Source organism: Nocardioidaceae bacterium SCSIO 66511 (genome assembly GCA_023100825.1).
In the GTDB taxonomy this organism is placed as follows: Bacteria; Actinomycetota; Actinomycetes; order Propionibacteriales; family Nocardioidaceae; genus Solicola.
In genome coordinates this window covers 1683194-1696265 of sequence record CP095846.1, presented here as the reverse complement: position 1 = coordinate 1696265, position 13072 = coordinate 1683194, and the positions used below count along the sequence as shown (strand labels likewise).

The following is a 13072-nucleotide window of genomic DNA, read 5'->3' as shown; positions in this document are numbered from 1 at the left end:
GCAACGAAATCCATAGGTCGGCCAGTGATGAGGCAGGATGTGCGAATGACCGAACGCAGATCGAGCAGCGGCGTCGTCCTCGACGAGGTGTCGAAGGGCATCATCGAGCAGCTACAGGTCGACGGGCGTCGGCCGTACGCGGCCATCGGCAAGGCGGTCGGCCTCTCCGAGGCAGCGGTGCGTCAGCGCGTCCAGCGGCTGATCGAAAGTGGCGCTATGCAGATCGTAGCCGTCACCGATCCGCTCGAGGTCGGTTTCGACAGACAGGCGATGATCGGGATCACCGCCGACGGGCCGATCGAGCCGATCGCCGACAAGCTCGCCGACCTCACCGAGATCGACTACGTGGTGATCACCGCCGGCGGGTTCGACCTACTGGCCGAGGTGGTCTGCGAGAGCGATGACGCGCTGCTCGAGATCATCAGCAACCGCATCCGGGCGATCGACGGAGTGCAGCGTACGGAGACCTTCGTCTATCTGAAACTGCGCAAGCAGACGTACTCCTGGGGCGTCCGCTGACACGTGAGAAACACCCCGCTGACACGTGAGAAGTGCCCTGCCCACACGTGGATTTCACACTGCGGTAGTCACGTGTCAGCGGGGTACTAGTCACGTCTCACCGGGGTACTAGTCACGTGTCAGCGTAGGAGCGGGGCGATGGTGTCGAGTACGGACGGATCCTCGATCGTCGACGGGGCGCTCGTCGATCCGGAATCGACTATCTCGCGCATCGAACGGCGCAGGATCTTACCGGAGCGGGTCTTCGGCAGAGCCGGTACGACCGTGACGCTCTTGAATGCCGCGACGGCGCCGATCTTCGCCCGGACCGACGCAACGAGCTCCGCGGCGAGCGTCTCGGGGTCGATCTCGACGCCCGACTTCAGCACGACGTACCCACGCGGCTCCTGACCCTTGAGCTCCTCGGCCACGCCGACGACCGCGCATTCGGCGACTGCCGGATGCTCCGCGATCACCGCCTCCATCGATCCGGTCGACAACCGGTGCCCCGCCACGTTGATCACATCGTCGGTACGCCCGAGTACGTACACATAACCGTCGTCATCGATCATTCCCCCGTCGCCGGACAGGTAGTAGCCGTCGTACCCCGAGAGGTACGACGCGACGTACCGGTCGTCGTCCTCCCACAGACTCGGCAGCGTGCCCGGCGGCATTGGAAGCTTCAGGCAGATCGCCCCTTCGGTGCCCGGCGCGACCTCGTCGCCACGCTCATCGAGGATGCGCACGTCATAGCCGGGTACGCGCACCGAGGGTGAGCCCGCCTTGAGCGGAAGCGGCTCCAACCCGCGGAGGTTCGCGACGATGGGCCAGCCGGTCTCGGTCTGCCACCAGTTGTCGACGACCGGTACGCCGAGCACCTTGCTCGCCCACTCGTAGGTGTCGGGGTCCAGCCGCTCGCCCGCGAGAAACAACGTACGCAGGCTGGACGTGTCGTAGTCGGCGAGCAGGGAGGCTCGCGGATCGACCTTCCTGATCGCGCGGAACGCGGTCGGCGCCGTGAACAGCACATCGACCCCGTGCTGCTCGATCACCCGCCAGAACGCTCCCGCATCGGGCGTGCCGACCGGTTTGCCTTCGTACATCACCGTCGTCGCTCCCGCGAGCAGCGGCGCGTACACGATGTAGGAGTGGCCGACGACCCAGCCCACGTCGGACGCGGCCCACATCACCTCGCCCGGGCCGACGTCGTAGATGTTGCGCATCGACCAGGTCAACGCGACCGCATGCCCGCCGTTGTCGCGAACGATGCCCTTCGGTCTACCTGTCGTACCGGAGGTGTGGAGGATGTACAACGGGTCGGTGGCCGCGACCGCGACGCAGCCGGCCGGATCGGCGCGCCCGATCTTCATCGCCGTATCGAAGTCGATGTCACGCCCATCGATCAGATCGGCAACGGCCTGCTCACGTTGCAGGATCACGCACGACTCCGGCTCGTGTGCAGCGAGTTCGATCGCCTCGTCGAGCATCGGCTTGTATTCGATCACCCGCGAAGGCTCGATCCCGCAGGAGGCGGAGACGATCACCGTGGGCCGGGTGTCGTCGATGCGTACGGCCAGCTCGCTGGGGGCGAAGCCTCCGAAGACAACGGCGTGGACAGCGCCGATACGCGCGCACGCGAGCATCGCGATCGCCGCCTCCGGGACCATCGGTAGGTAGATGAGCACGCGGTCGCCCTTGTCGACGCCGAGGGTTCGCAACGCACCGGCGAACGCCGCCACCTGCTCGACCATCTCGGCGTACGTGAGGGTGCGCACGTCGCCCGTCACGGGACTGTCGTGGATGAGCGCGAGCTGGTCGGCACGACCGGCGACCACATGCCGGTCGAGTGCGTTGTAGCAGGTGTTCAGGGTGGCGTCGGGATACCAGCGGTAGAACGGCGGGCGCGAGTCGTCGAGGATCTGCTTCGGGCGTCTTATCCAGTCGACCAGACCGGCCGCGTCACGCCAGAAGCCCGCCGGGTCGTCGATACTGCGCGCGTAGGTCTCTTCGTATGCACCCATGACGGCATCCTCGCACCGTTACGCAACGGGTGCGCACCTGGCGACGGCATGCCTCACTCGGGCGGGTCGGACCGGTCGGCCGCCGGCAGGGCGCACGTCGCCGTGCCTCCCGGCATCTTGTCGCGGTGCGTCGAGACCCATCGGTACGCGGGCCACGCGATTCTGAGCACGAGTGACCGGCCGAGGAACCAGCCGATCGGTCGAGCCCACGTACGCCCAGCGCGCATGACATCGGCGATCGCCTCCGGACCTGAGCTGTGCGACCCTGCCGCGCTCATCCATTGCACCGCCTGATCGCACTCCGCCGCGGTCACCCCCAGCCGGTCCAGATCGGCTCGCTGCCACGGCACGATGTCGACGCCGCGGGCGATCCGACGCTCGAGGAACCTCGCACAGCTCGAGCAGAACGCGCAGTCTCCGTCGTACAGGAAGGTCGCGACCGGCATACCTAGTGTCCTGCGTTCGAAGTACCTTGACGTCTTTCGCCGCCCAGGCGGCGCCCCGCGGCGTCCTCGTCGTCGGAAATAGGACCGACTATGCCCGTCCTCCTCGTCCTTGCGGATGCATCCACCTGGACGACGCCTTCCGTAAAACCACTTCAAACGCAGGACACTAACTCTCAGTATGGGGCCGCAGATGTACCCGAAGCGGCGTCGTAGGCCGACTCACGCTCGCCCTCGAAGACCATGTCGAACGACACGTACACGACCGCGAGCTCGCCATGCAGGTCGTACCCGCCGAATACCGGATAACCACCGCCGCCGAGACCGGTCGAGGACACAACCGCACGTGCCCCGTCTGCCAGCGTCAACTGCTCTGCCACGAGGTCGGAGCGCAGCGGAAGTCCGTCACCGGCTGCCCATGTCTTGCGGTCGACGACGCACACCGCACCAGCGTCGACGCCGACGAAATGCAGATCGTCATCCTCCGGGTCGTCCGGATCTTCGACGGGCAACGAAAGCGCGTAGTCACCGAGCGGTGCGAACGTGATGCCGCCGGTCTCTCGCAGACGGACAGCGACCGTCACGGTGATGGGCTCGCGCACCTCGGCGTACTCGCCGCGAAAAGAGTTGACGTATACGCGATAGCTGCCGCGCGGGACTCGTACGGCAACCGAGTCGTCGGTGGATCCCCCGGCGTCGCACAACAGCAACTCGCCGCTCGGTACGTCGACGGTACCGATGAGGTCACGCCGCAGCATCACGCGCGAGCCCTCGTAGTTGTACGCCGCACCTTCCCGCGCGCCGACCTGGCGAGCGAGCCGGGGGTGTTCAGAGCGTTCGGTCATGGTGCTTCCACATCATGGACCACGAGTCAGCGTCCGCGAAAGACCGGCGCGCGCTTTTCCTTTCGCGCCATGCGGGCCTCCTCGAGGTCATCGCTGCCCCAGCACGCATCGAATGCTGCCTGCAAGCGAGCATCATCGGCCTCGGCATCGGGCGTGTTCAAGACCAGCTTGTTGTACGCAAGCGTCAACGGGGCAAGGGATGCGAGCTCTTTCGCCCAGGCGATCGCCGCCTCGGTGTCGCCGCTGCGGTCGGCGAGCCCGCAGGTCAGCGCGGCCGCCGTCTCGACCAGGTCACAACTCAGCATCACGCGTCGAGCAACAGCCCCACCGCCAAGGTCGGCGAGTCGGCGCATGGTCCAGACATCGACGGCGAGACCGTTGCGGGCCGTCGGCACACCGAACACCGCCGTCTCCGCGGCCATGCGCAGGTCACAGGCGATCGCGAGCTGCGTACCCGCCCCGATCGCCGGACCGTTGACCGCCGCGACCACCGGCACCGGCGTGTCGACCACCGAGAGCAACGCGGCGTACAGGCTGCTCCGGAAGGCTTCGCCGTACACGCCGTCGAGGTCGGCTCCGGAGCAGAAGCTGGTGCCTTCGCCGGTGATCACGATCGCTCGCGCGCCGTCTCCGGTCGCGGCCTCCACCGCCTCGCGAAGAGCATCGCAATGCTCGATGTCGAGCGCATTGCGGCGCTCCGGTCGGCGCAGTGTGATGACGGCTACGGCATCGTCACGTCGTGTCTCGATCATCGACTCTCCCGTCTGGTTGAGCTTTCGCCACGATCTCGAGCTCGAAGCCGTCGGCATCCTCGAGGTAGGCGGCGTAGTGATGGGCGCCGCCCGCGTACGGGTGGCGTTCGGCGAAGAGATGTCGCCAGCCGTGCTGCGGGGCGGCATCCCACAGGGCGTCGACTGCGCTGGGGTCCGCGGCCCAGAACGCGAGGTGGTTCAACCCGGGACGAAGACGGTCGTGCGGCCGATCGCGTACGTCCGGCGACTGCTCGATCACCAGATAGCCCGCCGTCGCAGAGCCCCATGACGCTCCGCGTACCCAGGTGTCGAGGCGCGGCCAACCGAGCAGGTCGAGCAGCCAGGACCACCGGGGCTCAGCCGCATCGAAGTCGGCTACCCAGAGCTCGACGTGATGAAAGGTCACGACGCAACCGCCGCGATCCGCTCGAGGGTCGCCGCGACCCCGTCGTCGTCGTTGGCGGGCACGACCTCGTCGGCGACGGCGAGTACGTCCGGGTGGGCGTTGGCTACGACGTATGCACGACCTGCCCACGTCAGCATCGGCAGATCGTTGGGCATATCGCCGAACGCCCACACCTCATCGGCCCCGATACCGTGCTCGTCGCACCAACGCGCGAGCCCCGACGCCTTCGTGATGCCCTTGGCAGTGATCTCCGCGAGGCCGACCGCACCCGAGTACGCGAGCTCGACCCGACCGCCGACCACCTCCTCGACACGATCGTGGAAGTCGGCCGGGTCCATCTCCTCGGACCGCCCGAGCAGTTTGCCGACCGGTAGCGAGCTCAGGTCGGCGACCCGCTCTGCGACATCGCCCTCCTTGCCCCACACCGCCGTCGAGAACCCGTCCTCCCGCGACATCCCGTCAGCGTGCTCGACCGCGAACACGATCCCCGGCATTGCAGCACGCAGATCGGCGAGGACCGACTCGAGTACGGACCTGTCGATGACCTGGCTGTCGATCACGGACCGCCGTGCTACGTCGTACACGAACGCGCCGTTGGCGCACAGCGCGATGCCGTGCTCTCCCACCACGTCGGCGAACCCGTCAAGGCGCCGCGGCGGTCGCGCGGTCACGAACACCACTGTCACGCCGGCGTCCTCAACCGCGCCGATCGCCCGGCGCGTACGCTCCGACAGCGAACCGTCGGTGCGCAGCAGGGTGCCGTCCATATCTGTCGCGACGAGGCGCGGCCGGCGACTACCCATCGACGGCGGCGAGCTGGCCACAGGCTCCGTCGATCTCCTGGCGATGTTGCTCACGGACCCATCCTCCAAAGCGCGTCAATCGGGAGCGCCCGGATCTTCGATCCGAACGGCAGAGTTTGATGTCCGGTGTACAGCACGTAACCCGCAACGAAGCGATCGCCCGCATGCCAGCTTTGGCGTCCCCACCACCCGCAAGTATGCAGTACCGACGCTTGGTCGTGGTCACTTGGCCGCAGCCACCGTGGTCAGATGGCCGCTAGGTCAATGGTCAGATGGCCGGTGACCCCACGGACACCTGGCCGATCGTCTGCTGGTTATCCGGCACCGGAGCCCCAGCGAGGTCGAGGCGCGGCCGGCGACTACCCATCGACGGCGGCGAGCTGGCCACAGGCTCCGTCGATCTCCTGGCCGCGGGTGTCTCGGACGGTCGTCGGTATGCCTTTCGCCTCGAGCCTGCGTACGAACTCGCGTTCGTCGGTACGCCGCGAGGCGGTCCATTTCGAACCGGGCGTCGGGTTGAGCGGGATCAGGTTGACATGCACCCAACCCCAGTCGCCGTACGAGCGGAGTACGTCGCCGAGGAGGTCGGCGCGCCACGCCTGATCGTTGATGTCCTTGATCATCGCGTACTCGATGGAGACCCGGCGCTTCGTACGCTTCGCGTACTCCCAGGCCGCGCCGACGGCGTCGTGCACCTTGAACCGGGTGTTGATCGGCACCAGCTCGTCGCGCAGTTCGTCGTCGGGCGCATGGAGGCTCAGCGCAAGGGTGACCGGGATGCCTTCCTCGGTGAGCTGCTTGATGCGGGGTACGAGCCCGACCGTGCTGACGGTGATGCCACGCGCGGACATGCCGAGGCCGTCCGGGCTCGGGTCGACCATGCGGCGCACGGCCCCCATCATCGCCTTGTAGTTGGCCATCGGCTCGCCCATGCCCATGAACACCACGTTGGACACTCGCCCGGGGCCGCCGGGAACCTCGCCACGTTGCATCGCTCGGGCGCCGGCCACGATCTGCTCGATGATCTCGGCCGTCGACATGTTGCGCTGCAGGCCGCCCTGGCCGGTGGCGCAGAACGGGCAGGCCATCCCGCAGCCCGCCTGGCTGGAGACACACATCGTGGTGCGGTCCGGGTAGCGCATCAGGACCGACTCGACGAGTGCGCCGTCGAACAACCGCCACAGCGTCTTGCGGGTAGTTCCCTGATCGGCCTCGAGCGTACGTACCGGAGTGAGCAGGTCGGGAAGCAGCTCTCCGACGAGGTTGTCGCGGGTTGCGGCCGACAGATCGGTCATCTGCTCGGGGTCGTCGATGAGTCGGGAGAAGTAGTGGGTGCTCAGCTGTTTGGCGCGGTACGCGGGCTCGCCCAGCGCCTCGACGGCTTCGCGGCGCGCGGCCGGATCGAGGTCGGCGAGATGCTTCGGCGGCTTCTTGCGCCCGCGCGGAGCGTTGAAGACCAGCGGAAGCTGCTTGGCGGGCGTATCGGCCGGCCCATCGGCGGGGAGCACGGACGTACGGTCGGGTTCGGTTGGGCTTGTCATGACGGGGTCCATCCTCTCATCCGGCCACTTGCACGGGTACGCCGAGCGCGGCACCTCGGGCATGATGAGGTAATGACGAACGACCAGCCAACCGCCGTACGAGAATTGCTTACCGACTCGTTCAACCGCATCACCGGATTGATGTCGCGTTTCAGCGATCTCGATCAGGACACCGCCACCGCGCGACCGGCGCCCGACGCGAACTCGATCGCCTGGCTGCTGTGGCATCTGACCCGGATCCAGGATGACCACGTCGCCGATCTCGCCCGGCGCGAGCAGGTGTGGGCCGACGGCTGGTACGAACGGCTGGGTGTGCCGTTCGCCTTCGAAGACACCGGCTTCGGGCACACTCCCGAGCAGGTCGGCCAGGTGACGGTTCCGGTTGACCAGCTCGTCGCGTATCAGGCCGCGGTTCATGAGATGAGCCTCGCGTACGTCGACACCGTCACGGTCGACGAGCTCGCGCGGATCGTCGACACTCGATGGGACCCGCCCGTGACCGCGAGCGCGCGACTGGTCAGCCTGCTCGGCGACTGCCTACAGCACTTGGGTCAGGCGGCGTACGCGCGGGGCCTGCTCGCCTGACCCCAGCCCCGCTGGGCGGATCTGTCAGGCCTCGACGAGCAGGTGCAGGATCAGCCAGCACACCGGCGCAACCACGAGCAGCGAGTCGAGCCGGTCCATGATTCCGCCGTGACCGGGGAGCAGGTTGCCCATGTCCTTGATGCCGAGGTCGCGCTTGACCAACGACTCGCTCAGGTCGCCGAGAGTGGCCATCACCACGATCGCGAAGCCGAGCAGGACACCCACCCACAATTCGCCGTCGAGACCGTAGTAGACGGTGAGGGCGCCGGCGGCCATACCGAGCACCAACGAGCCGCCGAACCCCTCCCAAGACTTCTTCGGGCTGATCGTCGGAGCCATCGGATGGCGGCCCGCCAGAACACCGGCGACGAAGCCGCCCGTGTCAGAGGCCACTGTGCAGACGACGAACGCGACGATGCGCCACGGACCGTCGTCCTCGGCCAACATCAACGGTACGAACGACCCGAGCACGGGGATGTACGCAATGGTGAAGATGCCCGCCGACACATCGCGTACGAAACCGTCGGCGCCCTCGGTGAGCCGCCAGATGAGCGTGCCGATGACCGTCAGGGCGACCGCAACGCCGACCGCCTCGATGCCGCCGAGATAGCTGCCGACCAGGATCGCCAGACCGCCGATCGCAACGGGTACGACGGGTACGCGGATGCCGCCGGTCGAAAGGGCGTTGGAGAACTCCCAGAGTGCGAGCAGGGCCGCGAGCAGGACGATGCCCAGAAACGCGACCTTGACGAAGAACAGCGACGCCCCGACCACCGCGAGCAGCGACAGGCCGACCGCGATCGAGACAGGGACGTTCCGACCGGCGCGGCTCGGTTTCGCCTCCGGCGCCGGCGCGGTCTCCGATGACTCGCTCATCAGACCTCGAGCAGCTCGGCTTCCTTGTTCTTCAGCAGCTCGTCGATCTTCTCGACGTGCTTCTTGGTGAGGCCGTCGAGCCGCTTCTCGGCGCCGGTCAGATCGTCCTTGCCGATCTCACCGTCCTTCTCGGACTTATCGAGCGTCTGCTTGGCGTTGCGGCGCTGGTTGCGCACCGAGATGCGGCCTTCCTCGGCCTTGGCGCGCGCCAGCTTGATGTACTCCTTGCGACGATCCTCGGTCAGCTCAGGCAGCGTCACGCGCAGCACCTTGCCGTCGTCGGTCGGGTTCACGCCGAGGTCGGAGTCGCGAATGGCCTTCTCGATCGCACCCTTAGCGCTGAGATCGTACGGGTTGATGACGATGACCCGCGGCTCGGGAACCGTGAACCCGGCGAGCTGCTGGATCGGCGTCGACGCGCCATAGTAGTCGGCGTTGATCTTCGCGAACATCGCCGGATGCGCGCGCCCCGTACGGATCGCGGCGAACTCCTCGCGGGCGTGCTCCACCGCCTTGTCCATGCTGGCGTCGGCCTCGCGCAGGGTCTTGTCGATCACGGTTCTCTCCAGTGTCGTGAGTTGAAAGGCGGCGGTCCGTCAACCCTAACCGTGCACGAGAGTGCCGATCTTCTCGCCCCGCAGCACCCGGGCGACGTTGCCGTCACCCTCCATGCCGAACACGATCATCGGCAGCTCGTTCTCCATGCACAGCGCGAAGGCGGACGCATCGACGACCTTCAGGCCGAGGCGCAGTGCCTCGTCGAAGGTCACCGAGTCGAACTTGGTCGCGTCGGGGTCGCTTCGCGGGTCGGCGGAGTAGACACCGTCGACGCCGCTCTTCGACATGAGCACGCTGTCGGCCTTGATCTCGAGCGCGCGTTGCACCGAGACGGTGTCGGTCGAGAAGTAGGGCATGCCGGCACCCGCGCCGAAGATCACCACGCGGCCCTTCTCGAGGTGCCGGATGGCTCGCCGCGGGATGTACGGCTCTGCGACCTGCCCCATCGCGATCGCGGACTGAACGCGGGTCTCGACGCCCTGCTTCTCGGTGAAGTCCTGCAGCGCGAGGCAGTTCATCACCGTACCGAGCATGCCCATGTAGTCCGCGCGTGCGCGGTCCATACCGCGCTGAGACAGCTCTGCTCCGCGGAAGAAGTTGCCGCCGCCCACCACGACCGCGACCTGTACGCCCTCCCGGGCGACTTCGGCGATCTGTTGTGCGATGCCGTTGACGACGTCGGGGTCGACCCCGATCTTGCCGCCGCCGAACACCTCACCGGAGAGCTTCAGCAGAACCCGCCGAAACGACCCGGAGGCCGGTACATCGACTGCGTTGTCCTGGTCCATGTCACCGGCCTCCTGGGCGTTCTTCGGTTCTTCGTACGGCTGGCTGCCTCGTTCAGGCGCCGACCTCGAAGCGGGCGAACCGCTTCACCTGTACGCCTGCGTCGTCGAGGATCGCGCGTACCGACTTCTTACCGTCCTGAACGGCCGGCTGGTCGAGGAGCACGACCTCCTTGTAGAAGCCGTTGAGCCGCCCCTCGATGATCTTGGGCAGTGCCTGCTCCGGCTTGCCCTCCTCGCGGGCGGTGGCCTCGGCGATCTCGCGCTCCTTGGCCACGACGTCGTCGGGCACGTCGTCACGCGAGACGAACTGCGGGCGCATCGCGGCGATCTGCATCGCCACTCCGCGGGCCGCGGACTCGTCGGCGCCGTCGTACTCGACCAGTACGCCGACCGCCGGCGGCAGGTCGCTCGCCCGGCGGTGCATGTAGGTCGCGACGTCGCCGTCGAACACGGCGACGCGGCCGAGCTCGATCTTCTCGCCGATGACCGCTGCCAGCTCGCTGATCGCCTCGGCGACCGTCTTGCCGCCCGACAGCGTGACCGCACTCAGCGCCTCGGCGTCGGCGGCCTTGCTCTGGTCGGCCGCCTGCGCGAGCTCATCGGCAAGTGCGACGAACTGCTCGTTCTTGGCGACGAAGTCGGTCTCGGAGTTGAGCTCGACGAGCGCAGTGCCCGACGCCGCGACGAGTCCGGCGGTCGCATCGCGCTCAGAACCGCGCTTGGCGGCCTTGGCTGCCCCGCTGATGCGCAGGTTCTCGACTGCCTTGTCGAAGTCGCCCTCGGCCTCGGTGAGCGCCTTCTTGGCGTCCATCATCCCGGCGCCGGTGGCGTCCCGGAGCTTCTTCACATCCGCTGCGGTAATGCTCATTGTCTTCTTTCTCGTCTGTGTCGTGAGGGTGGAGTCAGGCCTTCGCGTCGTCTGCAGGCGCCTCGGTTGCGGCGGCCGCGTCGTCCTTGGCGGGCTCCGCTGCGGGTGCTTCGGCTGCAGGTGCCTCGGCTGCAGGTGCTTCGGCTGCAGGGGCCTCCGTCTTCGGCGCCTCGGCCGCCGGGGCATCGCCTTCGCCGCCCTTGGCGAGCTCACGCTCCCACTCGGCCAGCGGCTCATCGGAACCGAGCTCGGCACCGGCCGGTGCCTCACCGGACTTGGCCGTACCGCGCGCGATCAGACCCTCGCCGACGCCGTCTGCCACGACGCGGGTCAGCAGCGTCACCGAACGGATCGCGTCGTCGTTGCCCGGAATCGGGTAGTCGACGTCGTCGGGGTCGCAGTTGGTGTCGAGGATCGCGATGATCGGGATACCGAGCTTCTTGGCCTCGTCGACCGCGAGGTGCTCCTTCTTCGTGTCGACGACCCACACCGCAGACGGCGTACGGCCCATATCGCGGATGCCGCCGAGCGTGCGGTTCAGCTTGTCGTACTCGCGCCGCATGTGAAGGAGCTCCTTCTTCGTGCGGTCGGAGCCGGCGACATCGTCGAAGTCGATCTCCTCGAGCTCCTTCATGCGCTGCAGGCGCTGGTGCATCGTCTGGAAGTTGGTGAGCATGCCGCCAAGCCAGCGCTGGTTGACGTAGGGCATGCCGACCCGCGTCGCCTGCTCGGCGATCGCTTCCTGGGCCTGCCGCTTGGTGCCAACGAAGAGGATCACGCCACCGTTGGCGACGGTCTGCTTGATGAACTGGAAGGCGTTGTCGATGTAGCTCAGCGACTGCTGGAGGTCGATGATGTAGATGCCGTTGCGCTCGGTGAAGATGAAGCGCTTCATCTTCGGGTTCCAGCGCCGGGTCTGATGTCCGAAGTGGACGCCGCTCTCGAGCAGCTGTCGCATGGTCACGACGGCCATGGCCGTTCTCCTTCTGGGCGCCGGGCGCCCCGTCCTGGTTGTCGCATCGACGGTCGCCGATGCCCTGGTGCCCGGCACGCGGCCCACCCCACGTTTCGTGGAGACCAGGACCGCGCCCACATCGCGCCTTACGGGTAGACATGACTTGCGGGCACGCGAAGTCACCTCGTTACAGAGGTGCTGGAGGTAGTTTACGTGAGCCCGGGCCGCCGGCGCCAATCGGATCGATACCTGACCGCGACCTGCGCGGCACGGGGCCATGTCAGGATGACGCTCATGCGTCATGACCGGGTCCTGCCGTGGGACGGCTGCTGCAACGTACGCGATCTGGGCGGCATCGAAACCCGCGACGGCGGTCGCACCGAGTTCCGCGGGATCGTACGCGCCGAGAACGTCGAGCACCTGACGACAACGGGTTGGGCGGCACTGGCGGCGTACGGCGTGCGAACGGTGATCGATCTGCGCAACGACGACGAGCTCGGCGCCGACAACGCGCCCCGGCCCGATTCGGTGACAACCGTGCGGCTGCCGATCGACGACGCGGCCGACACGCAGATGTGGGACTTCTTCGAGTCCGAGGGCTACGGCGGCCTCGGACCGCTGTACTACCCGGAGTTCATGCGCCGCAAGCCCGAACGCTGCGCAGCGGCGGTCTCGGCGATCGCACAGGCCGGGCCGGGAGTCGTGCTCGTGCATTGTGCGGCCGGTCGCGACCGTACGGGTCTGGTGAGCATGCTCGCTCTGGCCCTTGCCGACGTGCCTGCGGAGCGAATCGCCGACGACCACGCGATGAGTGACGAACTGGTTGCCACTGTCTGCCTACCCGACGGCCAGGTACGCACACCTGCCGCCTTCGACCATCTGTACGCCGAACGCGGAACGACACCGGCACGCATCATCGACGAGCTGGTCGGCGGCGCGACGCTCGGCGTAGACCTGCCGACGTACCTCCGCGACGGCGGCGCGACCGATGCCGACCTGGCGAACGTCCGCGCCCGGCTGCGACGGTGACGGCTCGCGGCCGCTGATCGTCCACAGCGCGCGCCGATCGGCAGGCTTGTCCACAGGCATCGCGCGATGCCCGGCCACACGCGTATCGGAACACGCACGCTGCG

Annotated in this window: 15 protein-coding genes; 3 read left to right on the top strand and 12 right to left on the bottom strand. The window is 67.4% G+C overall.

Annotation, left to right across the window (positions count from 1 at the left end):
- Nucleotides 1-45: 45 nt before the first annotated feature.
- Nucleotides 46-519, top strand: coding sequence for an Lrp/AsnC family transcriptional regulator (locus MU582_07980; GenBank protein UPK76559.1), 474 nt, complete (start codon nucleotides 46-48; stop codon nucleotides 517-519).
- 119 nt (nucleotides 520-638) lie between these two features.
- Here the strand turns inward: MU582_07980 and MU582_07975 are convergent, their stop codons facing one another.
- The 7 genes from MU582_07975 to rlmN form a co-directional block, all read right to left on the bottom strand.
- Nucleotides 639-2519 (bottom strand): propionyl-CoA synthetase, encoded by a 1881-nt coding sequence (locus MU582_07975; protein ID UPK76558.1) that lies wholly within the window; start codon nucleotides 2517-2519, stop codon nucleotides 639-641.
- A gap of 53 nt (nucleotides 2520-2572) precedes the next feature.
- Nucleotides 2573-2965 carry a DUF393 domain-containing protein gene (locus MU582_07970; GenBank protein ID UPK76557.1) on the bottom strand — a complete coding sequence of 131 codons (393 nt, stop codon included), beginning with the start codon at nucleotides 2963-2965 and terminating at the stop codon, nucleotides 2573-2575.
- Nucleotides 2966-3138: 173 nt separating this feature from the next.
- Nucleotides 3139-3807 carry a DUF4241 domain-containing protein gene (locus MU582_07965; protein ID UPK76556.1) on the bottom strand — a complete coding sequence of 223 codons (669 nt, stop codon included), beginning with the start codon at nucleotides 3805-3807 and terminating at the stop codon, nucleotides 3139-3141.
- A 26-nt stretch (nucleotides 3808-3833) separates the two neighbouring features.
- Nucleotides 3834-4559 (bottom strand): enoyl-CoA hydratase, encoded by a 726-nt coding sequence (locus MU582_07960; GenBank protein UPK76555.1) that lies wholly within the window; start codon nucleotides 4557-4559, stop codon nucleotides 3834-3836.
- On the bottom strand, nucleotides 4540-4965 hold the full coding sequence (locus tag MU582_07955) for a VOC family protein (GenBank protein UPK76554.1): 426 nt from the start codon (nucleotides 4963-4965) through the stop codon (nucleotides 4540-4542). The genes MU582_07960 and MU582_07955 overlap by 20 nt, the downstream gene beginning before the upstream one ends.
- Nucleotides 4962-5822, bottom strand: coding sequence for a Cof-type HAD-IIB family hydrolase (locus tag MU582_07950; GenBank protein UPK76553.1), 861 nt, complete (start codon nucleotides 5820-5822; stop codon nucleotides 4962-4964). The genes MU582_07955 and MU582_07950 overlap by 4 nt, the downstream gene beginning before the upstream one ends.
- A 305-nt stretch (nucleotides 5823-6127) precedes the next feature.
- Nucleotides 6128-7309, bottom strand: a complete 1182-nt coding sequence (gene rlmN / locus MU582_07945; protein UPK76552.1) for a 23S rRNA (adenine(2503)-C(2))-methyltransferase RlmN — start codon at nucleotides 7307-7309, stop codon at nucleotides 6128-6130.
- 72 nt (nucleotides 7310-7381) lie between these two features.
- Between rlmN and MU582_07940 the strand changes: the two genes are divergently transcribed.
- Nucleotides 7382-7894, top strand: a complete 513-nt coding sequence (locus MU582_07940; protein UPK76551.1) for a DinB family protein — start codon at nucleotides 7382-7384, stop codon at nucleotides 7892-7894.
- A 24-nt stretch (nucleotides 7895-7918) separates the two neighbouring features.
- On the opposite strand, the gene MU582_07935 is transcribed toward MU582_07940, so the two are convergent.
- Genes MU582_07935 through rpsB form a run of 5 tightly spaced genes read right to left on the bottom strand, consistent with a single transcriptional unit; the run spans nucleotide 7919 to nucleotide 11957 of the window.
- The gene (locus MU582_07935) at nucleotides 7919-8770 is read right to left on the bottom strand and encodes a phosphatidate cytidylyltransferase (protein UPK76550.1); all 852 of its coding nucleotides are present in this window, start codon (nucleotides 8768-8770) and stop codon (nucleotides 7919-7921) included.
- Nucleotides 8770-9324: a ribosome recycling factor gene (gene frr / locus MU582_07930; GenBank protein ID UPK77135.1), complete on the bottom strand. Its 555-nt coding sequence runs from the start codon at nucleotides 9322-9324 to the stop codon at nucleotides 8770-8772. The genes MU582_07935 and frr overlap by 1 nt, the downstream gene beginning before the upstream one ends.
- A gap of 48 nt (nucleotides 9325-9372) precedes the next feature.
- On the bottom strand, nucleotides 9373-10116 hold the full coding sequence (gene pyrH, locus MU582_07925; GenBank protein UPK76549.1) for a UMP kinase: 744 nt from the start codon (nucleotides 10114-10116) through the stop codon (nucleotides 9373-9375).
- 52 nt (nucleotides 10117-10168) lie between these two features.
- Nucleotides 10169-10984 carry a translation elongation factor Ts gene (tsf, locus tag MU582_07920; GenBank protein UPK76548.1) on the bottom strand — a complete coding sequence of 272 codons (816 nt, stop codon included), beginning with the start codon at nucleotides 10982-10984 and terminating at the stop codon, nucleotides 10169-10171.
- A 34-nt stretch (nucleotides 10985-11018) separates the two neighbouring features.
- Complete coding sequence (gene rpsB / locus MU582_07915) at nucleotides 11019-11957, bottom strand: 30S ribosomal protein S2 (protein ID UPK76547.1); 939 nt, start codon at nucleotides 11955-11957, stop codon at nucleotides 11019-11021.
- A 276-nt stretch (nucleotides 11958-12233) separates the two neighbouring features.
- Here rpsB and MU582_07910 point away from each other — a divergent pair, with 276 nt between their 5' ends.
- Complete coding sequence (locus tag MU582_07910; protein UPK76546.1) at nucleotides 12234-12968, top strand: tyrosine-protein phosphatase; 735 nt, start codon at nucleotides 12234-12236, stop codon at nucleotides 12966-12968.
- Nucleotides 12969-13072: the final 104 nt, after the last annotated feature.